The following is a 24,523-nucleotide window of genomic DNA, read 5'->3' on the forward strand; positions in this document are numbered from 1 at the left end:
CCGCCTTCCTATCGGCGCACGTGCCCCGACGCCAGACGGACGGGCGCGGGTTTTCGTCGCATGGGCGGATGCGGCCTTCGGTCGGGATCATACCTTGGTTGGAAATCGCCGCGCACGCACTAGGTGGTACGGATGAACACTGACCTCCCCGGAACGATGCTCGCAGACCGCAGCGTGATCCGCGTCGCCGGCGAAGACGTACGCGGCTTCCTGCAGGGGCTGGTCACCGCCGACACGGCGCTGCTCACGCCGGACGCACCCGCCTGGGCGGCGTTGCTGTCGCCGCAAGGCAAGGTGTTGTTCGACTTCATCCTGTGGGCCGACGGCACCGACGTGCTGATCGACGTCGAGGCCGCGCAAGCCGACGCGTTGACGAAGCGCCTTTCGCTCTACCGCCTGCGCCGCGCAATCACGCTCGCGCCCGACGCACTTGCGGTCCATTGGGCATGGGATGGCGACCGCGGCGTTCCCGATCCTCGCCTTGCGGACCTGGGTCGCCGCTGGCTTGGGCCACCTGCCGAGCCGGCAACCGACTGGCACGCGCACCGCCTGTCGCTCGGCGTGACCGAGGGAGTCGGCGAACTCGGCGCGGGCGAGACACTTTGGCTCGAATGCAACGCGCGCGAACTGAACGGCGTCAGTTTCACCAAGGGGTGTTACGTCGGTCAGGAGAACACCGCGCGGATGCACCACCGCTCGAAGGTCAATCGCCGGCTGATCGTCGCGCCGTTCACCGAACCGAGCGGAAGGACACACGTGACCTATCCCGAACTCGGCCTGATGGTGGAGCATCGCCGTGTCGAGGCACTGGGCGACGCAATCATTCCGCCGTGGCTGGCCACGGCGCTAACGGAAACGTCGACCGGCTGACTCGCTCACGGATGCGCGCGAGCCCAGTCCGCAGCGTCCGTTACCTGAGCGGGTGACGGCGTCACGCCCGTATACAGCACGAACTGCTGCAACGCCTGGAGCGTGGCCACCTCCGCCCCGGTGATGCAACGCTTACCCGCCTCGCCCGCAGCTTTCAGAAACGGCGTCGCGACCGGATATTGCACCACGTCGAACGCTACGGTGCAGGCCGCGATCGTGGCGTGCGGAAAGGCCAGTACGTCGGCATCCGACCCATTCATCCCGCGCGGTGTGGCATTGACGAGCAACGCCGCCTCACCCTCCGGTTCCGCCGCCCAGGCAAAACCATAGCGATCCGCGATCGCGCGTCCGGCTGCTTCGTTCCGCGCGACGATGGTGCCAGCGCGAAACCCGTTGTCGCCGAGCGCCGCCACGACCGCCTTCGCCATCCCGCCGGATCCCCGCACCACGAACGGCATCGTCCGGTCGAACTCCGCGACCAGATCGACGACCGCGCCATAATCAGTGTTGTGGCCGGTCAGCACGCCATCGTCGTTGACGATCGTGTTCACGCTGTCGATCGCGCTTGCCGACTGCGCCAACCCGTCGAGCAGCGGGATCACCGCCTCCTTGAACGGCATCGAGATCGCGCACCCGCGAATGTCGAGCGCCCTGATCCCGCCAATCGCCGCTCCCAGGTCGGTGGTCGAGAACGACTTGTAGACGAAATCGAGCCCGGTCAGTTCGTAGAGCCGGTTATGAAACCGCGACCCGAAATTCCCCGGTCGCGCCGACAACGACATGCACAGCCGCGTGTCGCGTCCAATCAGCGGTTTCATCTGCATCTCCTCGCTAAGTCCGCTCTCACTATAGTCGCGAGCCGCCACGGTGAAGCGTCGATAGATGTGTTCACGCGAAGGCGCGAAGGCGCAAAGATGTCGGCCCCAAGCGCTCCGCCTCCCGCGCCCGCGGCAGCACTGAAGATTACGTAAGAGAGCGACCAACGCCGCCACCGGCAAACCCTCTTCGCGCCTTTGCGCCTTCGCGTGAATACATCGACGTTCCGCCAAACACCGCCGTCGCGAAAGGCCCAGGCGGTGATTTTGTTCGCGCGGAGGCGCGGAGCCGCGGAGAGTAAGAAGCCGGCTTGGTTAGCGCGTTCCACCATCGCCCCGCCTTGGCGAAGCTGATCATCCAAAGCCGCATTCGCGGATGCGCTTACCCGGAACGATTCATCTCCGCCCTTACTCTCCGCGGCTCCGCGCCTCCGCGCGAACAGAATCGACACTCGCCAATCCACGAACCCTCGCAACTGGCCGCTGCGCCGAATGCACAAAAGAAAAGGGAGGCCAGCTTGCGCCGACCTCCCCGATCTTCATTCCGTAACCGACCCGAGAGCCGATTGGCGAAAGTCTTACTGGCCCGAACCCGGACCGTAGGTGACTTCCACGCGACGGTTCTGCACTTCGCGAACGCCATCGGCGGTCTCGACGCGCGGACGGCTCTCGCCGAATGCTTCCGTCGAAATGACGCTGTCCGGGATGGCATGCGAAGACAAATATGCCTTCACGCCATCTGCGCGGCGCTGCGACAGACCGACGTTGTACGATGCCGAACCCGACTTATCGGCGTGACCTGCCAGCATGACCTGTGCGTTGCCGCACGACTGGTACTGCGTGACGGCGTTGTCGAGGATCGACGCTGCCTCAGGCGTGATGTCCGACTTGTCCCATTCGAAGAACACGATGAACGGACCAGGCGAGCAGACGACTTCGACCGGCGCAGGCGGCGGAGGAGGAGCGACTGGCTCAGGCGGCGGCGGCGGCGGCGGCGGCGGCGGAGCAGCAGGCTCGCCGAAGTTGTACGTCACACCACCAAGGATGCTGTGCGAACGATAGCGACCGTCGAACACGCGGTTCGAAACGTCGACCAGCTTGACGTTCTCGGCGTTGAAGAAACGATACTTCAGCGTCGCGTCGATGTGGTCGGTCAGCGGTGCGCGGATACCGGCCAGGCCCTGATACGCGAACACGGTGTCCGAGTCGTTCAGGAAGTCACCGTTGTTGTTGAGAGCGTACTGCGCCTTGACGCGAGCAACACCAACACCACCGCCGACGAAGCCCTGGATGCCATCGTCCGGACCGAAGTCCAGAAGGCCGTTCAGCATGAAGCTGAGCGCCGACGACGAACCACCAGCGTAGTCGTAGCTGTTTGCGCCAGCGTTGCCGCGAACGCCGGTTGCACCGAACACAGGCGTGGTCGTCGACGACGAGTAGCCATCCACGGTTGCCTTGCGGTAGCCGACTTCGGTTTCCAGACGGAAACCACCAAAGTCGTAACCCATGACCGCATCGACGTCATAACCATAGTCATGATCGACCGAACCGGCCTTATTCAGGTTGCCGATATCATAATCGATATCTTCAACGATCATCGCACCGCCTTCGACGCCAACGTACCACGACTTGTCGCGGGCGAGGGCGGGAGTGGCAAGTGCGGTGGAGGCGAGTGCCAGAACGACGGCAAGCTTCCGCATATAAATCCCCTTTCATGAGTGTCACACGGACATCGCAAACTCCCTATCCTCGGGCTTGTTTCCACGCAAGCTGACAAAAGTTAGAAGTGTTGCTGGAACGACACAGTTTTCAGGGTGTTCTAGACGGAAATCAATCCGTGCCCCCGCAATGCTGCCAATATGGCACCAATCGCCGCTCTCGACTGTCCATCGACGACGGTGCCGCCGGCCGGGTCGGGAACCGCCGGACGACGCGGACCCACCACGTCGACTCCGCCGATCGAGACCTTGGTTCCGGCCAGTACCCCCAGCGTCCACGCGCCCGCACCGAACCGCGCCGACTGTCCATCGGCAATGCTCCACACCGTCATGCCCTCGCGCGGCACCAGGAACCGCCACCCACTTGCCGTCCACCCGGCGATCGCTCGCGCCTGCCCCGCCCAGCCACCGGTGGGCGCGGTCCCGACGATCCACGCGCTGCCCGCGGTCGGCGCGACCGGCGGCACGTTGGTTCCCACCGCCGTCACGCTCGCCTGCACCGCGAGATCGAGCAACGTCAGTGCCTCGTTATGCGTCGTTTCCTTCTGCGCCTGGCCAGGCTGCAACAACGGCAATGCCAGACGTGCTGTGCGGTCGTCGCTCATAATTCGTTCCCCCGTTGGTGAATCACGCCGGTACGATCAGGGGCGGTACGATCAGTCCCGCCGCGAGCGACTCCCCGAACACGCCGCGCTGCCGAACTGCGATGCTCACGGCACCGACACGTTCCGCCGCCGTGATCGAGACAAAGGGTTCCGCCACATCGACATCGCGCGAGGTTCCGCCGGCCGTCACAGTCACCCGGTACGCCTCGACCTCCTCGGCCAGCGGCGCATCGACCCCGTCGATCCAGCGCCATCCCGCCCTGCTCCGCCGCGTCCAGCGCACCGTCGCACTGCCGTCGGCCTCACTCGCAAATCGCAGATGCACCGGCGAGGGCGGCACCACCGAAGCCCCGCGCATCACGCACCGCGCCTCGACCGGCGCATCATCGCCGACGCCGGACGCGATCACGCGAACCTCACGCCCCAGCACTGACACCGGCAAGTCGAACGCCCCAGCCGCCCCCGCCTCAAGCAACACGAACCGCTCCCCGACCATCTGCAGGCCTGTTGCCGCCTCGGTTCCCCGCCGCCCACGCAGCAACTGGCTCAACCGCCACTGCGCCCCGCCCAGCGTTTCCGCCCGACCGAACTGCACCAGCTCGTCCCCCAGGAGCGCCAAATTCACGCCCCGGTCGAGCGCCGCCGCATCCGCATCGCCCAGCTCCATCTCCGCATGCGCAAGAACCACCTCGAACGCTCCCCGCAGATCGACAAGCGTCGCCGGTGCGCCGGGCGCCACAACCGCAATCGTCCCAAGCACCCCAGGCGCCGCCGTCGCCCCGGCCGCCACCCAACTCACCCCATCATCAACGCTGTAAAGCATAGCCGCCTGCCGCCACGCCGCCCCCGTACCGGCCGCAACCACCGTCATCCGCGGCGCGCTCAACGGAGCATCCCCCAACCCGGGAACCTCGAACGCGCGCACGATCGTCGTCCCGACGACCGCATCCACCGCCCCCGAAACCCGTCCGCTCGTCGCAGTCGCCGGCAGCGAAGCCACCACCAGCGGCACCAGCCCCAGCGTCGTCACCATTGCCTCGATGTTCACATCGGCCACCCGCCAGACGCCGCCCTCGCCAGCAATCGTCACGCAAGCCCCCGGCGCAATCGCCATCGCCTCGAACCCGGCCGCAATAGTTCTCCGCACCCGCCCAGCCTCAGCCCGCGCCAACATGGCCTCCGCCACAGTCTTCGCCGCCCCCGCCTCCAGCACCGCCGGCACCTCGACGCGATCGTCACGCACGCCCGCCCCCGGCCGCCGCGCCCGCTGCACCCCCGCCTGATAATCCCGCGCCGCATCATAATACCCAACCGTCACCGTCCGCGGTACCGTCTCGATCGCCGCGACAGCCCGAGCCCGCTGCACGCCCTTCCCCTCAACCGCAAACCCCTCGTCCGCCACGACGACAGTCGCCCCAGCGACATCGCACATCACCAACCCGCCACCGACAGGCGCAAACCAAGCCCCGCCAGACTGAGCCAGCATCTCCAGCACCGCCCGAACACTCCCGCCGGACGCGGCAAACCCACCCACCGCCAGCGCCGCCGTCCCCGAAACCTCCCCCGCGAGCGCCTTCGCGATCGTCGACACCAGCACCGCGCCCTCGTCCGCAATCACCTCGAACGTCAGCGAAGGAATCCGATTCCCGAAATCCGCGAGCTGCAACATCTCGAACACGGCATAAGCCGCCCCCCGATACGCCGGCGTCGCCGCCCCCTCCGCAGACGCGATCAACGGATCCACCGCCTGATCCTCACCCCCCAGATGCAACCGAAACCCAGTCGCCGTCTTGAAGTCCCCAGCCGCCCCCCGAAGCAGTTTCCCCTCAGCCCAAATCCGCCCAACGCCAAGTATAGCTCGAGCCGACAACAGCACCGCAAAAGACGCCGCATAGGAATAGGTGGACGTACTCGGCTGCCCCTTGCCCGCGCGAGACGAAGCCCGACTCTCGATCAGGTCGGTCGCCCAGATCACCGTCCCCGCCACCCGCATAGTCCCGAACAATTTCGGAATCTGCGACCCGTACGAAGACGTCTGCACTGCCAGCTCGACCAGCCGCGGCCCCTCGCGTCGCTTGGGTCCAAACAGCGCGTGATCCACGGACTGCCCGATCAGCGCCCCGATCGCGCCCCCGATCGGCCCGCCCACCGCGCTCCCCACCGCGGTCAATACCAAGGTCGCCATGTCACACCCCCATCCGCCACACACCGATCAGCGGCCAGGGCGGCATCCCCGGCCGCTCCACCACGCGCCGCAGGGCCGCATCCGCATGCACGAACCCCGCCGCCGTCCTGATCCCCAGATGAACCTGCCCCGGCCCCGCCGCCATCAGCAGCACGTCGCCCGGCTCAGCCTCTGCAACCCGCACCAGCACCCGATCGAGCAAACCCCAATCGCCACCCCGCAGCGCATACCCGCTCGGAACCTCGCCGAGATAACCCCCAGCCTGCAGAGCCAACGCCACCAGCCCGACACAATCGAGCCCGTCCAGCCCCCGCCCATGCAACCGAAACCGCGTCCCCACCGCCGCAACGGCAGCCTCCGCGATCGCACTCAAGCCCCAGGATATCGCGTCAGCAGATCGATCCCCGGCAGATACGGCTCCCCCCGAAAGTTCACCGCATTCCCGAACCGCCCCGCACACGTGGCCAAACTCTTGTCACACCCCTCGACGACCTCGACCAACACCCCCGCCTCCACGACGAACGAAGGCACCGCCCGCAAAGTAACCGCCACCCCGGCACCCCGAGCGACAGCGCTCTCCAACCCGCAGTTCGTCCCCCCGAACCAGCGCAGCAACCCACCCCCAAGCCCCTCAGCGCTGGAGTCCAACGTCACCACCGCCCCCTCGCACGCAACAACCCGGGCAAACCTACGCCGCCCCGCCATCGCCACCCGACACCGCCGATCCCCCAGCTCCGCGCGACACTCCGGCGACGTCTCCTCCACCACCGCCCGATCCAAGGCAGCACTCGCCCCCCGCAGCTCGGCGGTGAACCCCGCATCTCCCAGCTCGACCGCACCAATGATCCCCTCGCCCAGTTCCACCCGCGCGACGGGATCGGTCCAGTCGACCGCAAACAGCACCACCCGAGCCCCATCCCAGCGTCCGCTCAGCAGAGCCCCCTCGCCAATCGCAGCAGACGTCAGAGCCCCCGCCACATCCATCGTATCCGCCTCCAGCCCGTCACTCCGCTGGATCGCCGAAGGCGTCATCCCCGGCGCAGCCCGGTGCACCAGCCCGCCCACCACCAGATCCCGGTCATGCGCGGTCAGTCCCACCGCCACCCCATCCCGCCGCTCGATCCGCCAGCACAGGGCGATCGTCGCCAGCTCAGCATCCAGAAACATGAGCGTCTCCTTTTAAAGAATACCCTCTCCCCTTCGGGGAGAGGGAGGGGCCCGCGCGCCCTCGCGCGTGGGAGGGTGAGGGGAGTGAGGCTCGGGACATCTACCCCAACCACCCCTCACCCTTCCGTCGCAAGAGCTCCTCCCTCCCTCTCCCCGGCGGGGAGAGGGAAAGATCACGCCTCCCGAACCTCGACCAGAGGCACACTCGCCGCCACCCCAGCCAGAAACGTAGCCCGAGCCACGCTCAACCGATCCTCGGCAAACCGAACTGGCACATCGAACGCAAACCCCGCCGTCACCACCGCCCCAGGAGCAGGCGCCGCATCCAGCACCACCCACCCCCCAGCCTCGACGGAAAACGCCAAAGTCCCAACACCCCCCAAAGCCACCGAAACACTGCCAGCAACCGGCCGCGTAATCCGCCGCTCCATCGCGCCGTAAGATTTCACCAAGCCAAACCGCCGCAAGACCCCATCCCCAACCCCGACCACCTCGCCGACAGCGTCGAAGTCGAAAGGATCCCGCAACCGAAACCCCCGCGCGGCCCCCATCCGCGCCCGAAAGAACGCGAGCAGCACCGCGATGTCCGTCTCGCTCCGCAACCCCGGCCCGACATCATACGACGTCCGAGCCTCCGCCCACGCCGCATTCCGAGCCTCCCGCCCCCCCGCACTCGTCAAAATCGCGGTCGAAAATCCCGGCGCCACCTCCGCCTCGCGCCCCAGCGCCAACGGAAACAGCACGTCATCGAACGCATCCACGACCTCGTCTCCCCCAGCAGTATCGAAATGCACGAACCCATCCCGCATCACCTGCGGCAGCGCCCAAAGGAACGTCTCCGCCACCCCCCGCGCCCGAGCTACCTCGGCAGCGGCCTCGATCAGCCCCCACTCCGCCGCCTGGTCAGGCCGCAACACGAACCCCGACAGATAATGCTGCCTCGCCACCGGATACCCCAGCCGCGCGAAAGCCACCGCCACGCCCTCGGCGGACGACGCAGAATCCCCCGCCGTCACCCAGTCGTAATCCTCCAACTGCAGCACATCGAAGGCAGGGCTCGCCCACCCCACGGGCATGTTCGCCCGCTTGGCCTCCGGCGCCTTCGCCTCCAGCACGGTCGGCAGATACGTCAGCAGATGCGACACGCACCCCGGCGCCTCGGCTTGAGCAGCCGCCACCAACGCCGCAGTAGACGCTGCCAGGCAAACCCCCGCCGCATCCAGCGTCGCGATCTGCGCCGGCGTCTTCGACCTGCGAATGCTCGCCATCTCGACCGGCGCAAACGCCGCCACAGCACTCGCGTCATAGAAGCAAGGCCGCCCATCCGGCATGACCCACCACCAAGGCTCGCCCACCTGGAACTTCGGCGCCAACCCCGCCGCCACCGCAATCCCCATGAACGCGCGCGCGACCGCCTGAAGATACCCCATCGCCCCGCCATGCGCCGGCGACAGCAAAGTAGACGGCGGCTCCCACCCCGTCAGCGCCGGCGCGCCATCCGCCGCCCGCTGCTTCCAGTCGTTCCAGCAATGCGAATCGAACAGCTCGTAGCTGAGCGACCAGATGACATCGAACCCAAGCGCCTTCGCCCGCGCTGCAAAATCCCGGTGCCAGGCCGCGCAAGCGACGTTCAAAACGCCCCCCGCCGCCGACACAAAGAGCCCGCCCCCAGCCCCCTCGAGCCGGAAATAATGGCTCATGCCCACATAGTGCACGATGCTCCCGCGATACCCGAGATGCAGCGCATTCCGCAGCAGCCGCGCCGGCGTCAGATTATAGCTGTCGTCATACCCGCCCGCGATCCGAACCCCATGCTCCGGCACCACCGCATCACCGATCGCCAACACCGACCCCGGCCCCTCGCAGACGAGATCGGTCCACTCGACCCACCCCTCGCGCGGCGCAGCCAGCGGAACATCGACCTCGGTATACTCCGGCGGCACCACCGACACGAACATCCGGTCGATATCCCCCGCCCACACCGGATCGCTATCCTCGGGCAGTTCAAACCCGCCAACCATCACGCCGAAATCGAGCGAGACCACCGCGTCCTCCGGCGTCCCGACCGCATAATTCCACAACCGCACATACCAGGACCGAGCCACCCCAGCCGCATCCCGCCCCTCGATCGTGAGCGTAGGCCCATTGATGGCATCCAACGCCATCACCCCCGAAGACCGCCACCGAAACCGTAGCCGACAGTCCCGAAAATCCCGAGAAGTCTCATACTTCAGCAAAGGATGATCGAACCGATCCACCGCCTCCCAGATCACTCCGGCCAGATCGTCCGCCTTATAGAAAACCGCATCCACCCGCAGCGAAGCGGGGCCGGTTGTCACAACCGAAGCCATCATCGGCCGCGGAAAATCCACCGTCCAAAACCGAGGATCGAACCGAGAAACAAGCCCCTCGACCTGCACACTCCGAGCAGAGCAAAGCCAATGCGCCATAATATCCTCCTCTTTCCCTCGCCCCTCCGGGGAGAGGGAGGGGCCCGCGCGCCCTTGCGCGTGGGAGGGAGAGGGGCGTGAGGCACGGAACCCAAATCCCGACCACCCCTCACCCTCCCGTCGCCTACGGCTCCTCCTTCCCTCTCCCCGAAAGGGAGAGGGACTATTCGCTAGCCAAAGCCGCCTTCACCGCCCGCGCCACCTGCCGCCCCGACTGCGCCAACACCCCCGGCGCACTCCCCGCTGCAGCATTCACCGTAATAGCCACCCTCACCTCCCGAACCCCGCCCCCCGGCGCGCCAACCTCGACCCGCCCGCTGGAAGTAGGCACGAAAACCTCCGCCCCCCGCTCCCCCACGACATAAGCCCGCCCCGGCGACACCGGCCCGCCAGTCGCCCGCCCCGGCAACCCACCAACCAGCCCCGCCAGCGCCCCGCTCAAACCCCCGCCACTCAACACCGACTGCACCCCAGCCTTCAAAGCCGCCGAAGCAATCGCATCCAGCGCCGACAGAGCCACCCCCTTCAGCTCCTCGAACCCCAGTTTCCCCGACCGAACGGCGCGCAACAGCCCCGCCTCAACCCGCAGCGCAGCCCGCTCCGCCCCAGCGCCGAGCACACCCTCCAACTCCCCCCGCATCGCCTCGACATCACGCGAGAACCCGGTCGTATCCGCCCGCACGCTCACCAGAGCCGCATCAAGATCATCCATCAGGAAAAGCCCCCCTCAACCGCGCGATCGTCGAAGCATCCGGCGGCGTTTGCACGTCCCCCACCAAAGCCCCCACGACCCCCGCCAATTCCGCCGGCGTAGCCCGCCAGAACACCTCCGGCGCCCACCCCAGCACTGCGCCAGCAAAGCCAGCCAACCGCGCCGCATTCTCGGAAAACGTCACTTCCCCGCCAGGATCTGCCGCAACAGCCCCCGCAAAACCGGCGTCACCGCCGCCAGCCCCGCCTCGACCACAGCCTCCCCCAACCGCTCCCGAGTAACCCCCTCGGGACACTCGCGCAGACAATGCCAGAACAGCCCCACCATCTCCCCGATCCCAAGCTTCCCCTCCGCCGCGCGCTCCACCAGCGCAAACAAAGGCCCCAACTCCCCCTCGGCCGCCACAAGCGCAGCAAAGCTAGGCCGAAGCACAAGCACCTCTCCCCCAACCCGAAGAGACTCCTCCCCCCGAACCGAATTCGCCAAATCACCCATAAGATGTCTCCAAAAAGAGAACCCTCGCCCCTCCGGGGAGAGGGAGGGGCCCGCGCGCGCTTGCGCGTGGGAGGGAGAGGGGAGTGAGGCACGGAACCCCCGCCCCAAAACCCCTCACCCTCCCGTCGCCAAGCGGCTCCTCCTTCCCTCTCCCCAACGGGGCGAGGGAGATTAACCCACAACAACAGCCCCGGAACTCTCCAGGCTAAGCGTGTAAGACCGCTCCCCATTGAAATCCCCGGCGTAATCCAGCCGAGACACCAGGAACTTCCCCGTCATCGTATCCCCGCCTTCGAACGCCAGCCGATAATCATCCAGCACCCCGGTCAGCGCACTAGCCTTCACCCGCAACTCGGCCACCGACCCGGTAAAAACCCCCGCCCCCGAAACCGACACGCTCCGAACCCCAGCCCCCGACAGCAACTGCCGCCACCCCCCGGAATCCTTGGTGGTCACCACGATAGCCTCCCCATTCACCGACATCTGCGTCGTCCGCAGCCCGGCCACCGTCGCGTAGACCACCGGCACCGCCCCGTTCCCCACCTTCAGCAGGAACGCACTCCCCTTCTCCACCGCCATGCCTGTCTCCCTCAACTCTCGCGGTACATCCGCACCAGAAACTCCGACGTCCCGCGCCACCGATCCCCGACCCGCAGCACCCGAGACCGAACCAGTGCCAAGCGAACAACCCGCCACCCCTCACCAAGGTCAGGGGCGAGTAACTCCAACCCCTCCTCCGCAGCAGCCAGCAACGAACGCACCCGAACCGGCCGCTCCCCACCATCGAACAGCGTCAGCAGAACGCGCCCCTCCCGCCCAACCCAGGTCTTCGTGCTCCAGTCCGACAACACCGGCTCATCGACCACCGCATAAGGCAGCCCTCCACGAACCGGCGGCGCATCGAAGACGCTCACGTCCAGCACCGCATTCAGCCGTGCGACGATCGCCGCCTGCAAAACCACCCGAGCACTCACGAATGCACCGCGAGACCAAGCCGCATCCGCCGATAAGGCCGCCACAAAGCCGCCACCGCAGCCGGCGGCGCCACATCGCTTTCCCGGTGATCAAAGAGGTGCGCGACCAGCATCGCCACCCCCTGCGCGATCGGCGCCGGCACCGCCTCGAAACTCAAGGCCAGCCCCGCCGAATACGCCACAGCCACGCGCCCAGCAGACCCCGCAGCCAGGACGCGAACCCAACCAACCCCATCCGCATCGATATCGACCGCATACGCTCCGACCGCCAACACGAACGGAGCTCCCTCCACCGGCAACCCAGTAACCCCCGCGATCACGGTAACCGGCGCGACCATCAGCCGCCGCCACCCCGCCGCACTGGTCACCACATCCTCGAACGGCCGCCCGATCACCGCCGCCCCCAGGAAAGCCTCCCCCAGCAGCAGCGCGGTCTGCGCCAACCGCGAGAGCACGACGTCCTCCCCACTCTCCACCCGCAACAAAGCCCTAGCCGCGACGACCACCTCAGCGATCACCCCGGCAGAAATCGCCGACCCCGTCATAACGATGTCTCCAAAACTTCCCTCGCCCCTCCGGGGAGAGGGAGGGGCCCGCGCGCCCTTGCGCGTGGGAGGGAGAGGGGAGTGAGGCTAAGGACGTGAATCCCAACCGCCCCTCACCCTCCCGTCGCAAGTGCTCCTCCTTCCCTCTCCCGCAGGGGAGAGGGGGCACCACTCAAGCCACCGAGAACTTCATCAGCTTGATAGCCTCGGAATTCGTCACGCACCCACCGACCCGCTTGGTCGCGTAGAAGCTCACGAAAGGCTTGTTCGAATACGGATCACGCAGGATCCCCGTCTCCGTCCGCTCCGCGATGATGTACCCCGCGCGGAAGTTCCCGAACGCGATCGCCAGCGCATTCGCCGCGATATCCGGCATGTCCTCGGCCTCCACCACCGGATACCCCAGCAGCGTAGCCGGCACCCCAGCCGCCAGCGAAGGCGCCCAGACGAATGCCCCATCCGTCGTCTTGAACTTCCGGATCCGCGCCAGAGTCGCCGCATTCATGACAAAGCTGGCCCCCTGCCGATAAGGCCCGCGCAAAGACTGAACCAGATCGATCAACCGCTCCTGCGGGTTCGCCGAAAAGTCCCCCGCCGTACCGCTCGCCAGATACTGCAAGGTCCCGAAAGCCCGAACCCCATCCGCGGTCGCCGCGGTAGCCGAAGTCAAAAACCCCTTCGGCCGCGACACACCGGAACCCGACACGAAAGCCGCCCCCTCGGCCTTAGCAAACTCCATCGCGATCTCGCCCGCCAGCCACTCCTCGACATCGAACGCCGCGTCATCGAGCATCGCCTGGCTAGCCGAGGGGTTCGCATACAGCTCCCCCGTAGGCGGCGCGATCTCGACGAACACCGGCGACGCCGTCTCCGGCCGAGCCGCATTCTCCGCCGCCCACCCCGAAGGCGTACCCCCGGTCGTAACCAGCTTGCGATACCCCGCCGATCCCACCTTCACGACATTGGCGATCGACCGGATCGGCGACACCGCCTTCAGCAAAGTATCGATCTGAGCATCGATCTCCCGCGGCACCGCAAACCCGCCGGCATCGCCGGTTACCCCGGTAAAAGCCTTCATCTCCAGCGTGGCGCCAGTCCGAACGAACCCCGCAAACGCCGCATTCTGCGCCAAGGGGGAAGCCCCCGCCAAAACCGGCCGGTCAACAACACTCATGTCCATCTCCTCGCATGAAACGAAAAAAGGCGCCCCGCAGGACGCCTCATGAAACTTCACAAATTCCCTCGCCCCTACGGGGAGAGGGAGGGGCCCGCGCGCTATTGCGCGTGGGAGGGAGAGGGGAGTGAGGCTAGGAACACCCGCGCCAATCACCGTTCTCCTGCGAACACAGGAGCCCAGGGTCACACGCGTCTCACCCCTCGACCCTGGATTCCTGCGTCCGCAGGAAAACGATCACACCACGATGCCCACCACCTCAACCCGAGCCAAAACCTGCATCGGCACAGCCACCAGACTGACCTCCACCAGCTCGACCGACAGCAACTCCCGCCGAACCCCCTGCCGCACGGACGTCGCCCGATACCCAACCGACAACCCAGCCACCGCCCCAGCCCGCACCAGCCGAGCCAGCTCCGGATCCGAAACCACCCCCTCGACCCGCAACCCCCGCGCATCCTCCCGAACCGAGGCCAGCAAACCAACCGCCCCGCCCCGATGCTGCCACAACAAAGGCACCACCCCAGCCCCAGCAAAAGCCCCCCGCCGAACCACATCCCCAGCCCGATCGACAACATCGAACACCGCCGCATACCCGGCAAACGCCACACTCACTTCAACCACGCAGCAAACCCCAGCTTAACCGCCAGCCCAGCCAGCATCAGCGCCATCGCCAGCCGAGCGATCCACCCCACCACAGCCTTCCACACCGACCGCTTCGCATCCCGCCACGCCGCCAGCAGCTCGCGCAATTCCGCCACATCCTCCCGAGCCCGCTCGTCGCTCAACGCCACCCGCGCCAAAGCCCGAGCCGCCCCCAATTCCCCCGCCTCCTCCACGATCGCCCGCAGCGTCACCAGGTCGACACCCCGCTCAGCCCCCTGCCGCATCAACTGCGCCAAAACCGCCCCATCCATCACGCCACCTCCTGAATCTCGAGCAACGCCCGCTTCTCCACATCACTGAGAAACGAAGCCGCAGAAACCATCCCCCAAAGCCGCTCGCGATCCTCCGCCAGCGCCGGCACCCGGTCGAGATCGACCGAGATCGCCGCCCCCTCGAACCACCCGGCCAGCCCCTGCGCGATCCCGCCCAACACCGCAGTCGCCAGCGGCAAGATCGCCAGCCGCCACAGCGCCCGGTTCGCCTCACGGTAGTTCGCATATGAATTATCCCCCGGCAGCCCGAGCAGCATCGGCGGCACCCCGAACGCCAGCGCGATCTCCCGCGCCGCCGCCGCCTTCGTGCCCACGAAATCCATATCCGCCGGCGACAAACTCAAGGCCTGCCACCTGAGCCCCCCCTCCAGAAGCATCGGCCGTCCCGCATTCCCCGCCCCCGAGAACGACGCCTCCAATTCACCCCGCAACCGCTCGAACTGCTCGGTCGACAGCGTCGCGCCGTCCTTGGGATCGTACATCAGCGCCCCCGAAGGCCGCGCCGCATTATCCAACAGCGCCTTGTTCCACCGCGCCGCCGCATTGTGGATCGCCACCGCCCCCGAAGCCGCCCCCAGGCACCCCAGCCCATAATGATCATCGACCGGATTGAAGCTCTTCAGGTGGATCACTTCGGGCCGCACCGGATCGGCATGCAGGCGAGCCACCCGCTCCCCAACCCGGTACCGGTAAGCCGCCGGCCACCCACTGGCATCCGGCTCGACCGTCACCCGCTCGGGCCGCAGCGCATAGAGTTCCGCCGCCCCGCCCTCGACATCGCGCAGCACCTGCACATACGCATTGCCGTGCAGCATCAGATGCGCCGCCACCGTCTCGATCAGCGTCTGCCCGCCCGACCGCACCGTCGCCAACGCGAGCAACGCCGGATCCGACGCGACGATCGGCGCGCTCCCCAGCCCCTCGACGACAAGCTTCACCGCCCGCTGCGCGATCGGATTATCGAGATACGCCTCGCGCACCTGCGCCTCGTAACTCCGCGGCCACTCGCCAAACGCCGATCCCCCGATCGCCCCCGCCGAAGACCGAGACAACACCGGCCGCGACTCATCGCGCCCGGATTTCCACCCGAACAATTTCATGGATGATCTCCTCTAAATTCCCTCGCCCCTCCGGGGAGAGGGAGGGGCCCGCGCGCCCTTGCGCGTGGGAGGGAGAGGGGAGTGAGGCTAGGAACACCCGCCCCAAAGCCCCTCACCCTCCCGTCGCAAGAGCTCCTCCTTCCCTCTCCCCGTCGGGGAGAGGGCCACCCTACAAAACCCGCACCGAAACCCGCGCCCGAGGCCCAAGCATCACCTCGGTCATAGCCCAAACCAGCGCATCAGCCCGATCAGGCGACCGCCCCGGCCCCTCATACCCCCCACCGGCAATCAGCCCGCAAAGCTCGTCCTCCAGCGCCGGAAACGCCCCCACATGCCAGGCCCGCCCACACTCATACAAAGCCGCCACCGGCTCCGCCCGCGCCACCTTCCCAAGCGAAGCATGCACCAGCTTCACCGGCATCGCCCGGTCGGCGCCAGCGAGAACGCTCCCTACCATCTTCCCCCCCTGGTTAGCCTCGGCGATCACCCGATCCGCGCCATGCCGCTCGGCACATTCGGCCACGGCCCGAGCCCACCCCTCGGGAGAAGCACCCGAAACACTGGCGTCCTCCAAAACATACCCAAACCCATCGACTCCCAGCGCCACCACCACGATCCCGCAAGCATCCCCCGGCCCCCCGGACACACTCCCCGCCGGAGGATCCACGCCCACCACGACGCGCGTCAGCTCCGGCGCAAAAGCCACCCGCCGGGACTCCACCAGCGCCCGCGTCCACAAGGCGCCGGCAATATCCTCAATCAGCTCACCATCCAGCTCCTGCCGCCCCAACCGAGTCCCCGCATACGTGGCGGTAACCGCCTCCACGAAACTCACCGGCAGATGCGGATTGTCGCGCGTCCGCCCGCGCGTTTCGACCAGTCCCGGCAACGCCATCACCCGCCGCATCAGCGCAACCGGCCGGGGCGTCGTCGTCACCAGCACGCGCGGCACCGTACCCAACCGCAAGCCCATCATCAGATTGTCCCAGGTCGCATCGCCGTAACGCCACTTCGCCAGTTCGTCGCACCACGCCCAGCCATGCTCCGGCCCACGCAACGCTTCCGGCGCCTCCGCCGAATACGCATAGGCCTTCGCGCCATTGCCGAAATGCACTTCGCCGACCGCGCTGCGCCACGTCAGCGCCTCGTTGTCGTGCGCCACCGCGATCAGGCCGCTCTCGCCCTGCACCATCACGCGCCGCACATCGTCGATCGTCGCGCCGACCAGCGCGATCCGCGCGGTCGGATCGTCGCGCGCGATCTGGCTCACCCACTCCGCGCCCGCCCGCGTCTTGCCAAATCCGCGCCCCGCCCGGATCAGCCAGATCCGCCAGTCACCCTCGGGTGGATATTGCCCGTCATGCGCCCAGTGCCGCCACCGATCGCGCAGCTCGTTGCGTTGACCTACCGACAGCTTCCGCATGATCCCGGCACGGTGCACCACCGGCAGGTCGGCCAGCTCCGCCACCAGGTCGCGTTCGACCGTGGCCACCGGCGCCGGGTCGACCGCCCCCGGATCGCCTTCGCCGCTTCCCGAGCGCGTCAAGAGACAAGCGCCTGGCGCCGCGCCAGCGAATCCAGCAGCTTCAGCAATGCGGCATCGGTCTCCACCGACGTGGCCCGGCAGGTCTGGCTGGACTGGCGGCCCCGCGCCTCTCGCGCGCGATGCTGGTTCAGCATAGCCAGCGCGAACTGGATCGCCGTCACGCTCGACAGCTTGATCAGCCCCGCACCGGGCACCGCAGCCCCGCCCCAGATCTTTTCGCCGCCCCCTTCTTCGACGGCACCCACGTCTTCGACGGCACCAGCGTCGCCGACCGCCGCCGTCTCGTTGCGGGGCGCCTCCACACCCCCATCGCGAGGGTCGTCGTCGCCCTGCCCGCCAAGACGCCCATCATCGCGATCCAGAGAGGCGAGCGACGTCGCCAACAGCAGTTCCTCCAACCGGTCATACCCGCGCGACAACGCCGCCTGCCATGCTGCGGCAAACGCAGGATCGTGCGAGCGGCGGTGATAGGCTCCACCGAGCGACATCCCTACCACGACGACAGACGTGGTCACGTTGCCGGTCATCGCCAATTCCTCGAGAAACGTGGCTTGCCGCTCGAGTGTCCATTCCTTCGCCCGGGGTTTCCGGGCCACAAGAACCCGGTTCTTCCCACCCGTGACGACTAACCCGCCGACCTTCGCGTTCCCGGCCGCCTTGCTCTTGATCCCCATGCCGCGCCCCCGCTTGCCTGCACCGCACCGCCAAACGCAGAAAGCCGGCGACGACAAAGGCTCCCGCCCCGATCGTCCCGGCTTCCCGAAAGCCAGACCGCCCGGCCCGACTCGCTAGTTTTCGATGTTCCCGTTATGTGCCAGATGAGCGTGACGATGTCAAGGTAATTAACCCGTTTGGTTACTCGCTCACGGGTAGATCGACCAGAGGCACGACACGATCCACCGCAGCCGCCCCCCACTCACCAAGCACGCCCTGATCGCCCTCGTCCGCCAGCCGACGTCCGCGCTCGCTGCCCCAGCGCGCGCTATCCAGTCGCCGCAATGCCCATATCGCCGCGCCCCGGACGACCGGCGAGTAGTCGCCCAACAGTCCGACGACGGCCTCGACGAGGCCAGGATCGCCACTGTTCCCCGCTGCAATCAAGGCATTGCGGATCATCTTGGCGCGACCGACGCGCTTGATCGGCGAGCCCGCGAACACCGTGCGGAAGCTCGCATCGTCCAGCGCCAGGATGTCGGCGAGTTCGGGCGCGACCAACTCCGCGCGAGGATGAAATGCCAGGTTCGCGTTGGCGGCGGCGGCGAACTTGTTCCAGGGGCACACCGCCAAGCAATCGTCGCAGCCATAGATGCGGTTGCCGATCGCGGCGCGGAACTCGTGCGGGATCGGGCCGGCATGCTCGATCGTCAGGTACGAGATGCAGCGGCGGGCATCGAGCTGGTACGGCCGTGGAAACGCCGCGGTCGGGCATGCGGTCTGGCACGCGTCGCAACTGCCGCAAGTGTCGACGCCGCCGCGGTCCGGCTCCAAATCGAGCGTGGTGTAGATCGCGCCCAGGAATAGCCAGCTGCCATGATCGCGGCTGACGAGATTGGTGTGCTTGCCCTGCCAGCCCAGCCCGGCGGCTTCGGCAAGCGGCTTCTCCATCACCGGCGCGGTGTCGACGAACACCTTCAGGTCGAACGGCGGCAGGTCGCGCCCCGCCTCCGCCGCCAGCCACCGTCCGAGCGCCTTCAACTGCCGCTTCACGACATCGTGATAATCCGGACCCTGCGCATAGACCGAGATCCGCCCTACCCCGCCCTCGTCCGCCAGGCGCAACGGGTCGTCCTTCGGCGCATAGCTCATGCCGAGCGCGATCACGCTGCGAACCTCCGGCCACAAACCCGCGGGACTCTCGCGGTGGTGCTTGCGCTCCTCCATCCAGATCATGTCGCCGTGGCGCCCGTCCGCCAGCCATTGGTGGAGCCGTTCGCCCGCGCGCGGCGCCGCCCCCGCATGCGCGATCCCGCACGCGACGAAGCCGAGTTCCGCCGCTTTGGCCTTCAGCCTGTGTTCCAGCTTGTCTTGCGCCACGTCCGCCCGCTACCACGACGCCACCCTCGGGAGGAAGATTGCGCGTGAACGATGAATGGGCGGTCACCGCGAGCGGGATCGTAAAGCGGTTCGGCGATCGGCGCGTGGTCGACGGGGTGGACATGATGGTGCCACGCGGCTCGGTGTACGGCGTACTCGGGCCCAACGGCGCGGGCAAGACGACGACGCTGCGCATGCTGCTCGGGATCATCGAGCCCGACGAGGGCTCGCGCACGCTGCTCGGCTACGACAATCCGCGCGATGCAAGCGACCGGGTCGGGTATCTTCCGGAGGAGCGCGGGCTGTATCCGGCGATGAAGGCGCGCGAGGCGATCGCGTTCCTGGGGGCTCTGCGCGGGCTCGACTGGAAGACCGGGCGCGAGCGTGCGGTGGTCCTGATGGAAGCCGCCGGCCTTGGCCATGCGGTCGACGAGAAGATCCGCAAACTGTCGAAGGGCATGGCACAGCTGGTGCAGTTGCTCGGCTCGGTAGTGCACCAGCCCGACCTGCTGGTGCTCGACGAGCCGTTTTCGGGGCTCGACCCGGTCAACCAGGAGCGGCTCGAGAAGCTGATCCTCAACGAGCGCGATCGCGGCGCGACGATCCTGTTCTCGACACATATCATGAGCCACGCCGAACGGCTGTGCGACCGCCTCGCGATCATCGCCGGCGGGAAGCGGCGGTTCGAGGGCACGGTGGCGGACGCGCGGGGAATTTTACCGCAACGCGTCCACTATACGCCGCACCGCCCCGATCCGGCGATCCGCGGCGTGCTCCCGTCGGATGCGGTAGCGGACGGGGATAGCTGGCGGTTCGAGCTGCCGAACGAAGGAATCGAGAGCTTGCTCGTGAGACTGATCGACGCGGGATACGGGATTTCGGGGCTGTCGATCGAGCGGCCCGGCTTGCACGAGGCGTTCGTAAAGATCGTTGGGCAGCATGCCGACGTCGCGAAGGAGGACGCGGCATGAGCCGGTTCCGTCGTACCCTCCGCCAGACGTTCACGATCGCGCGCCGCGACTTCATCGCCACGGTGTTCACGCCGATCTTCCTGCTGTTCCTGTTCGCGCCCCTGATCATGGGATCGTTCGGCGCGATCGGTGGGTTGGGCGCGGCGAGCGTCACTGATGGTGCCCAGGACAAGACGCGGATCATCGCGATCGTCCCCGCCACCACCACGCGGCCGATCGACGAGGCCGACTCCCGGCTGCGCGGCATGTTCCGCAGCGACGAAGCGCCCCCCGAACTGTCGATCGTCGCGCCGGCCACGGATCCCGCGGCGCAGGCACGCGCGGCGTTCGAGACCAAGGACGTCGACGCTTCCGCAGTGCTGTACGGCCCGCTCGACGCGCCGCAGATCCTGTACGGACCGCGCGGCAAACGCTCGGCCGATTACCTCGGGCTGCTCGCGCAGACGACGCTGGCGGCGGAGAAGCTCGGCGGAACGCTGCCGACGATCGCCGCGACCAAGACGCAGGTGACGCGTTCGACCACCTCGGTCGGCGGCCAGCACCAATCCGCCTTCTTCGCGGTGTTCGGGATCTTCTTCCTGACGCTGTTCCTCTCCGGCCAGGTCGTCGGCACGATGGCCGAGGAGCGCAACAACAAGGTGATCGAGGTGCTCGCCGCCGCGGTGCCCTTGGAGTCCGTGTTCTTCGGCAAGCTGATCGGGATGTTCGGAGTCGCGGTACTCTTCGTCGCGTTCTGGGGCACCGTCGTCACGCAGATCACGTCGCTGATGCCCGCCGCCGCGGCAGTCGCGCTGGGCGACCTGACGCCCGCGGTCGGCGCGCCGATGTTCGCGGTCTTGTTCGCGGCCTATTTTAGCATGGCGTATCTGCTGCTCGGGTCGGTGTTCCTCGGGGTCGGGGCGCAGGCGACGACGATGCGCGAGATCCAGATGCTGTCGCTGCCGATCACGATCCTGCAAGTCGCGATGTTCGGACTGTCCTCCGCCGCGGTCTCCCACCCCGGCAGCTGGCTCGCCACCGCCGCCGAACTCTTCCCCCTCTCCTCGCCATTCGCAATGGCCGGCCGCGCGGCAAACTCGCCCGAACTCTGGCCACACGTCGCCGCACTCGCGTGGCAGGCCCTGTGGGTGACGATCTTCATAACGGTGGGGGCGCGTCTGTTCCGCCGCGGCGTGCTGCAATCGGGCAGCGCCCGGCCGTTCTGGCGGCGCAAGGTTAAGGCGGCAGCGTAGGTGTTTACGATCCTCCCCCGCCAGGGGGAGGTGGCTGGCTCTTGCCAGACGGAGGGGGAGGAAAGGGATAACCTCTGCTTCGTGTCCTCCCCCTCCGTCGCCTTCGGCACCACCTCCCCTTGGCGGAGGAGGATCATTCGGTTACGATCCCTACTCTATTGACATAAGTGTCAGCAAAGCCTCTCCTGCGGCAAAACAAGGGAGAGAAACGATGGCGACTCTGGTAAGAGACGTGGCGCAACACACAGTCGATCCGCTCGACGTGAGCCGCGCCGAACTCTACCGCGACGACCTCTGGCAGGCGCCGTTCGCACAACTCCGTGCCGAGTCCCCCGTCCATTACGTCGAGCATTCCGACTACGGCCCCTATTGGTCGGTCTCCAGCTACAAGGGCATCGTCGAGGTCGAGTCTCTCCCCGACCTCTATTCCTCCGAGGCCGGCGGCATCACGATCGCCGATTTCGTCGCCGAGCGCGACGTCCGCATGCCGATGTTCATCGCACGTGACCGCCCCGTGCATACCGGGCAACGCCGCACCGTCGCGCCCGCCTTCACGCCAAGCGAGATGACCCGGATGTCGGGCGATATCCGCAGGCGGACCGCCGACATGCTCGACAGCCTGCCGTGGAACACGCCGTTCGACTGGGTCGATACGGTCGCGATCGAACTCACCACGCAGATGCTCGCGATCCTGTTCGACTTCCCCTGGGCGGACCGGCGGAAACTGACCCTGTGGTCGGACTGGGCGGGCGATATCGAGATCGTCAAGAACGAGGATCTGCGCGGTCAGCGGCTCGCGCATATGTTCGAATGCGGCTCGTATTTTAAAAACCTCTGGGATGCGAAGATCGACAAGGCGCCGACGCCCGACCTGATCTCGATGATGATCCATTCGGACGCGATGAGCCACATGGATCACAACGAGTTCATCGGGAACCTCATCCTGCTGATCGTCGGCGGCAACGACACGACGCGCAATTCGATGTCGGCGCTTGCCTATGGCCTCGACAAATTCTCGGAGTCGCGCGCGAAGCTGGAGGCGGACCCGACGCTGATCCCCAACGCGGTGAGCGAGATCCTGCGCTGGCAGACGCCGCTCGCGCACATGCGCCGCACCGCGACGGCGGACGCGGAATTGATGGGCCAGCAGATCAAGGCCGGCGACAAGCTCGCGCTCTGGTACATCTCGGCGAACCGCGACGAGAGCGTGTTCGGCGACGATGCGGATGCGATCGTAGTCGACCGCTCGAACGCGCGGCGGCACCTGGCGTTCGGCCACGGCATCCATCGTTGCGTCGGCGCACGGCTAGCCGAAATGCAGATCGCGATCCTGCTGGAGGAAATGGCGACGCGGCGCATGCGGATCAACGTGCTCGCCGAACCGACGCGGGTCGCGGCGTGCTTCGTCCACGGCTATCGCACGCTGCCGGTGGAAATCAGCAAATACTGAGGCTCGGCGTAACCTTATCGGGTGGTTCGACCGTACCTATATCCGAACCATGGAGACGAACATGACCCAGGACCGCCGCGCTTTCCTAACGCTTGCCGGAGCGGGCGTCGCCGGCTTCGCACTCTGGGGATGCACGTCGCAACCCGCCCAGGCCGCCGAGCGGTTCGAGGTGACGCTGACCGACGCGCAGTGGCGCAAGAAGCTGTCGCCCGATGCGTATGATACGCTGCGCAAGGAGGCCACCGAGCGGCCCTATTCGAGCCCGCTCAACGGCGAACATCGCGCGGGAATCTTCTCGTGCGGCGGGTGTGCGTTGCCGAACTTCTCGTCGAAGACCAAGTTCGAGAGCGGCACGGGCTGGCCGAGCTTCTGGCAGCCGCTGCCGAATGCGGTTCGGACTCGGGTGGATTCGACGATGGGAATGGGGCGGACCGAGGTGCATTGCCGCCGATGCGGCGGTCATCTCGGGCACGTGTTCGATGACGGGCCGAAGCCGACGGGGAAGCGCTATTGCATGAACGGCGATGCGCTGACGTTCAAGGCGGTTTGAGGGCGTTCATTTGAACGTATTCGACGCGTAACGGACCTGATTAGGTAGCGTGTTCCCCCGCGAAGGCGGGGGTCCAGACTGGGCTCCCGCCTTCGCGGGAGAACAAGAATGTATGCCGAGCGGGGCCTTGTTTTGCCCCCCCGGCGGAGGCCGGGGTCCAATTGGGAAACGCCGCTGATCGAGGGCAGCGTTCCGTTACTGCGACCTTTCCAATTGGGCCCCGGCCTTCGCCGGGGAGGTGACGTTTGGGAGGCTGAAGCGCCTAACTGTCAGGGGGGCGGTCGCGAGTGAAACGCTAGGCTGGCGACGTGGAACCGAATGCTGTGGGTACCGAACCGGGACCCCCGCTCACCTCACAGGCAAACCTCAGTTCGCCTCGTTCACCAGCGTAAAGATCCCGCGCGGATCGGTCGGGCCGTGCTGGATCGTCGCAAGCTGCGCTGCATTGGCGCGCTGCGTTGCAGAGACGATGTGGCTAGCACTCGCCATCTGGAACGAAGGCTGCACCGGCGCATCGAGCGTATCGCCAGCAGGCGCGTGGCCCGAATAGATGAAGCCCTTGGTCGGATAGGCCGAAGTGCCGAGGTCGCCCTGCGGGCCGTACCACACCTTGACCATGCTCCAGTCACCGGCCGGCGAGACGTCGACTGCGCGGACATTGGTCTCGATCGCACCGGGGCGCGACCAGTTGGCGTGGGTGAGTAGGACTTCGCGATCGCTGACGACCTTCGAGACCATTGCGACATGGCCGACGCGCATCCGCGAGGTCGGCGAGAAGGCGAGGACCGAGCCGGCCTTCGGGGTGTGGCCACGCTCGTAGCGACCCTCGGCCTGGCTCCACCAGGTGTTCGCGTTGCCGCGGATTTCGATGCCCGACACCGAGCGTGCGAACGTCACGCACTGCCAGAACTGGGCCGCAGCAGGGGTGGCCGTCATCAGGCCGCACGATACCACCAGCGCAAAACGCGCTGCTAACGCCTTGAAATTCATCG

General features: G+C 66.9%; 26 protein-coding genes. 5 read left to right on the forward strand and 21 right to left on the reverse strand.

Annotated features, from left to right (window positions below; genetic code table 11):
- The first annotated feature begins 132 nt into the window (after window positions 1–132).
- Window positions 133–870, forward strand: coding sequence for a CAF17-like 4Fe-4S cluster assembly/insertion protein YgfZ (ygfZ, locus tag ASE82_RS07485; RefSeq protein ID WP_056060949.1), 738 nt, complete (start codon window positions 133–135; stop codon window positions 868–870).
- 5 nt (window positions 871–875) lie between these two features.
- On the opposite strand, the gene ASE82_RS07490 is transcribed toward ygfZ, so the two are convergent.
- The 20 genes from ASE82_RS07490 to queG all read right to left on the reverse strand — a co-directional run bounded on the left by ASE82_RS07490 (window position 876) and on the right by queG (window position 19,328).
- Window positions 876–1,694, reverse strand: coding sequence for a shikimate 5-dehydrogenase (locus ASE82_RS07490; protein WP_056060952.1), 819 nt, complete (start codon window positions 1,692–1,694; stop codon window positions 876–878).
- A gap of 569 nt (window positions 1,695–2,263) precedes the next feature.
- Entirely contained in the window at window positions 2,264–3,385 is a 1,122-nt protein-coding gene (locus ASE82_RS07495; RefSeq protein WP_056060954.1) for an OmpA family protein, read from the reverse strand.
- Between the two features lie 119 nt (window positions 3,386–3,504).
- Window positions 3,505–4,008, reverse strand: a complete 504-nt coding sequence (locus ASE82_RS07500; RefSeq protein ID WP_056060956.1) for a DUF2793 domain-containing protein — start codon at window positions 4,006–4,008, stop codon at window positions 3,505–3,507.
- Window positions 4,009–4,030: 22 nt separating this feature from the next.
- Complete coding sequence (locus ASE82_RS07505; protein WP_056060959.1) at window positions 4,031–6,193, reverse strand: phage tail protein; 2,163 nt, start codon at window positions 6,191–6,193, stop codon at window positions 4,031–4,033.
- A 1-nt stretch (window position 6,194) separates the two neighbouring features.
- Window positions 6,195–6,566, reverse strand: a complete 372-nt coding sequence (locus ASE82_RS07510) for a hypothetical protein (protein WP_056060962.1) — start codon at window positions 6,564–6,566, stop codon at window positions 6,195–6,197.
- A complete protein-coding gene (locus ASE82_RS07515; protein ID WP_056060965.1) occupies window positions 6,563–7,360 on the reverse strand; it encodes a DUF2163 domain-containing protein in 798 nt (265 codons plus the stop codon). The genes ASE82_RS07510 and ASE82_RS07515 overlap by 4 nt, the downstream gene beginning before the upstream one ends.
- Window positions 7,361–7,533: 173 nt before the next feature.
- Entirely contained in the window at window positions 7,534–9,810 is a 2,277-nt protein-coding gene (locus tag ASE82_RS07520) for a DUF2460 domain-containing protein (protein WP_056060968.1), read from the reverse strand.
- 163 nt (window positions 9,811–9,973) lie between these two features.
- Window positions 9,974–10,525 (reverse strand): tail tape measure protein, encoded by a 552-nt coding sequence (locus tag ASE82_RS07525; protein ID WP_200910695.1) that lies wholly within the window; start codon window positions 10,523–10,525, stop codon window positions 9,974–9,976.
- Entirely contained in the window at window positions 10,515–10,706 is a 192-nt protein-coding gene (locus ASE82_RS18860) for a phage tail assembly chaperone (protein ID WP_082441365.1), read from the reverse strand. The genes ASE82_RS07525 and ASE82_RS18860 overlap by 11 nt, the downstream gene beginning before the upstream one ends.
- Window positions 10,703–11,017, reverse strand: a complete 315-nt coding sequence (locus tag ASE82_RS07530; protein ID WP_056060973.1) for a gene transfer agent family protein — start codon at window positions 11,015–11,017, stop codon at window positions 10,703–10,705. The genes ASE82_RS18860 and ASE82_RS07530 overlap by 4 nt, the downstream gene beginning before the upstream one ends.
- A gap of 171 nt (window positions 11,018–11,188) precedes the next feature.
- Entirely contained in the window at window positions 11,189–11,596 is a 408-nt protein-coding gene (locus tag ASE82_RS07535) for a phage tail tube protein (RefSeq protein WP_056060976.1), read from the reverse strand.
- An 11-nt stretch (window positions 11,597–11,607) separates the two neighbouring features.
- Window positions 11,608–11,991: a DUF3168 domain-containing protein gene (locus ASE82_RS07540; protein ID WP_162236714.1), complete on the reverse strand. Its 384-nt coding sequence runs from the start codon at window positions 11,989–11,991 to the stop codon at window positions 11,608–11,610.
- A complete protein-coding gene (locus tag ASE82_RS07545) occupies window positions 11,988–12,536 on the reverse strand; it encodes a head-tail connector protein (protein ID WP_056060983.1) in 549 nt (182 codons plus the stop codon). The genes ASE82_RS07540 and ASE82_RS07545 overlap by 4 nt, the downstream gene beginning before the upstream one ends.
- Before the next feature lie 172 nt (window positions 12,537–12,708).
- Window positions 12,709–13,710: a phage major capsid protein gene (locus tag ASE82_RS07550; protein WP_056060986.1), complete on the reverse strand. Its 1,002-nt coding sequence runs from the start codon at window positions 13,708–13,710 to the stop codon at window positions 12,709–12,711.
- A gap of 237 nt (window positions 13,711–13,947) precedes the next feature.
- Window positions 13,948–14,325 (reverse strand): HK97 family phage prohead protease, encoded by a 378-nt coding sequence (locus tag ASE82_RS07555; RefSeq protein ID WP_200910696.1) that lies wholly within the window; start codon window positions 14,323–14,325, stop codon window positions 13,948–13,950.
- Window positions 14,322–14,627: a DUF6127 family protein gene (locus ASE82_RS07560; protein ID WP_183129183.1), complete on the reverse strand. Its 306-nt coding sequence runs from the start codon at window positions 14,625–14,627 to the stop codon at window positions 14,322–14,324. The genes ASE82_RS07555 and ASE82_RS07560 overlap by 4 nt, the downstream gene beginning before the upstream one ends.
- On the reverse strand, window positions 14,627–15,748 hold the full coding sequence (locus ASE82_RS07565; protein WP_056060992.1) for a phage portal protein: 1,122 nt from the start codon (window positions 15,746–15,748) through the stop codon (window positions 14,627–14,629). Before ASE82_RS07565 ends, ASE82_RS07560 begins: the two co-directional genes overlap by 1 nt.
- A 169-nt stretch (window positions 15,749–15,917) precedes the next feature.
- Complete coding sequence (locus ASE82_RS07570) at window positions 15,918–17,171, reverse strand: DNA-packaging protein (RefSeq protein ID WP_082441404.1); 1,254 nt, start codon at window positions 17,169–17,171, stop codon at window positions 15,918–15,920.
- A gap of 119 nt (window positions 17,172–17,290) precedes the next feature.
- On the reverse strand, window positions 17,291–17,968 hold the full coding sequence (locus tag ASE82_RS07575) for a hypothetical protein (RefSeq protein WP_056060995.1): 678 nt from the start codon (window positions 17,966–17,968) through the stop codon (window positions 17,291–17,293).
- Between the two features lie 181 nt (window positions 17,969–18,149).
- Entirely contained in the window at window positions 18,150–19,328 is a 1,179-nt protein-coding gene (gene queG / locus ASE82_RS07580) for a tRNA epoxyqueuosine(34) reductase QueG (RefSeq protein WP_056060998.1), read from the reverse strand.
- Between the two features lie 44 nt (window positions 19,329–19,372).
- Between queG and ASE82_RS07585 the strand changes: the two genes are divergently transcribed.
- The 4 genes from ASE82_RS07585 (at window position 19,373) to msrB (ending at window position 23,531) form a co-directional block, all read left to right on the forward strand.
- A complete protein-coding gene (locus ASE82_RS07585) occupies window positions 19,373–20,299 on the forward strand; it encodes an ABC transporter ATP-binding protein (protein WP_156348813.1) in 927 nt (308 codons plus the stop codon).
- Window positions 20,296–21,531 (forward strand): ABC transporter permease, encoded by a 1,236-nt coding sequence (locus tag ASE82_RS07590; protein ID WP_056061003.1) that lies wholly within the window; start codon window positions 20,296–20,298, stop codon window positions 21,529–21,531. Before ASE82_RS07585 ends, ASE82_RS07590 begins: the two co-directional genes overlap by 4 nt.
- Window positions 21,532–21,742: 211 nt before the next feature.
- Window positions 21,743–22,981, forward strand: a complete 1,239-nt coding sequence (locus ASE82_RS07595) for a cytochrome P450 (RefSeq protein WP_056061007.1) — start codon at window positions 21,743–21,745, stop codon at window positions 22,979–22,981.
- Window positions 22,982–23,042: 61 nt separating this feature from the next.
- Window positions 23,043–23,531: a peptide-methionine (R)-S-oxide reductase MsrB gene (gene msrB / locus ASE82_RS07600; protein ID WP_056061781.1), complete on the forward strand. Its 489-nt coding sequence runs from the start codon at window positions 23,043–23,045 to the stop codon at window positions 23,529–23,531.
- Between the two features lie 366 nt (window positions 23,532–23,897).
- Here msrB and ASE82_RS07605 read toward each other — a convergent pair whose 3' ends face one another.
- On the reverse strand, window positions 23,898–24,521 hold the full coding sequence (locus ASE82_RS07605; protein WP_082441368.1) for a CHAP domain-containing protein: 624 nt from the start codon (window positions 24,519–24,521) through the stop codon (window positions 23,898–23,900).
- Window positions 24,522–24,523 lie beyond the last annotated feature (2 nt).

Source organism: Sphingomonas sp. Leaf230, assembly GCF_001421745.1.
Lineage (GTDB): Bacteria > Pseudomonadota > Alphaproteobacteria > Sphingomonadales > Sphingomonadaceae > Sphingomonas.

Excerpts from the sequence above, each read along its gene's own strand:
- ygfZ (WP_056060949.1), top strand. The coding sequence starts at position 133 with ATGAACACTGACCTCCCCGGAACGATGCTCGCAGACCGCAGCGTGATC.
- ASE82_RS07490 (WP_056060952.1), bottom strand. The coding sequence starts at position 1,694 with ATGCAGATGAAACCGCTGATTGGACGCGACACGCGGCTGTGCATGTCG.
- ASE82_RS07495 (WP_056060954.1), bottom strand. The coding sequence starts at position 3,385 with ATGCGGAAGCTTGCCGTCGTTCTGGCACTCGCCTCCACCGCACTTGCC.
- ASE82_RS07500 (WP_056060956.1), bottom strand. The coding sequence starts at position 4,008 with ATGAGCGACGACCGCACAGCACGTCTGGCATTGCCGTTGTTGCAGCCT.
- ASE82_RS07505 (WP_056060959.1), bottom strand. The coding sequence starts at position 6,193 with ATGGCGACCTTGGTATTGACCGCGGTGGGGAGCGCGGTGGGCGGGCCG.
- ASE82_RS07515 (WP_056060965.1), bottom strand. The coding sequence starts at position 7,360 with ATGTTTCTGGATGCTGAGCTGGCGACGATCGCCCTGTGCTGGCGGATC.
- ASE82_RS07520 (WP_056060968.1), bottom strand. The coding sequence starts at position 9,810 with ATGGCGCATTGGCTTTGCTCTGCTCGGAGTGTGCAGGTCGAGGGGCTT.
- ASE82_RS07530 (WP_056060973.1), bottom strand. The coding sequence starts at position 11,017 with ATGGGTGATTTGGCGAATTCGGTTCGGGGGGAGGAGTCTCTTCGGGTT.
- ASE82_RS07535 (WP_056060976.1), bottom strand. The coding sequence starts at position 11,596 with ATGGCGGTGGAGAAGGGGAGTGCGTTCCTGCTGAAGGTGGGGAACGGG.
- ASE82_RS07545 (WP_056060983.1), bottom strand. The coding sequence starts at position 12,536 with ATGACGGGGTCGGCGATTTCTGCCGGGGTGATCGCTGAGGTGGTCGTC.
- ASE82_RS07550 (WP_056060986.1), bottom strand. The coding sequence starts at position 13,710 with ATGAGTGTTGTTGACCGGCCGGTTTTGGCGGGGGCTTCCCCCTTGGCG.
- ASE82_RS07560 (WP_183129183.1), bottom strand. The coding sequence starts at position 14,627 with ATGGATGGGGCGGTTTTGGCGCAGTTGATGCGGCAGGGGGCTGAGCGG.
- ASE82_RS07565 (WP_056060992.1), bottom strand. The coding sequence starts at position 15,748 with ATGAAATTGTTCGGGTGGAAATCCGGGCGCGATGAGTCGCGGCCGGTG.
- ASE82_RS07570 (WP_082441404.1), bottom strand. The coding sequence starts at position 17,171 with ATGCGGAAGCTGTCGGTAGGTCAACGCAACGAGCTGCGCGATCGGTGG.
- ASE82_RS07575 (WP_056060995.1), bottom strand. The coding sequence starts at position 17,968 with ATGGGGATCAAGAGCAAGGCGGCCGGGAACGCGAAGGTCGGCGGGTTA.
- ASE82_RS07590 (WP_056061003.1), top strand. The coding sequence starts at position 20,296 with ATGAGCCGGTTCCGTCGTACCCTCCGCCAGACGTTCACGATCGCGCGC.
- ASE82_RS07595 (WP_056061007.1), top strand. The coding sequence starts at position 21,743 with ATGGCGACTCTGGTAAGAGACGTGGCGCAACACACAGTCGATCCGCTC.
- msrB (WP_056061781.1), top strand. The coding sequence starts at position 23,043 with ATGACCCAGGACCGCCGCGCTTTCCTAACGCTTGCCGGAGCGGGCGTC.
- ASE82_RS07605 (WP_082441368.1), bottom strand. The coding sequence starts at position 24,521 with ATGAATTTCAAGGCGTTAGCAGCGCGTTTTGCGCTGGTGGTATCGTGC.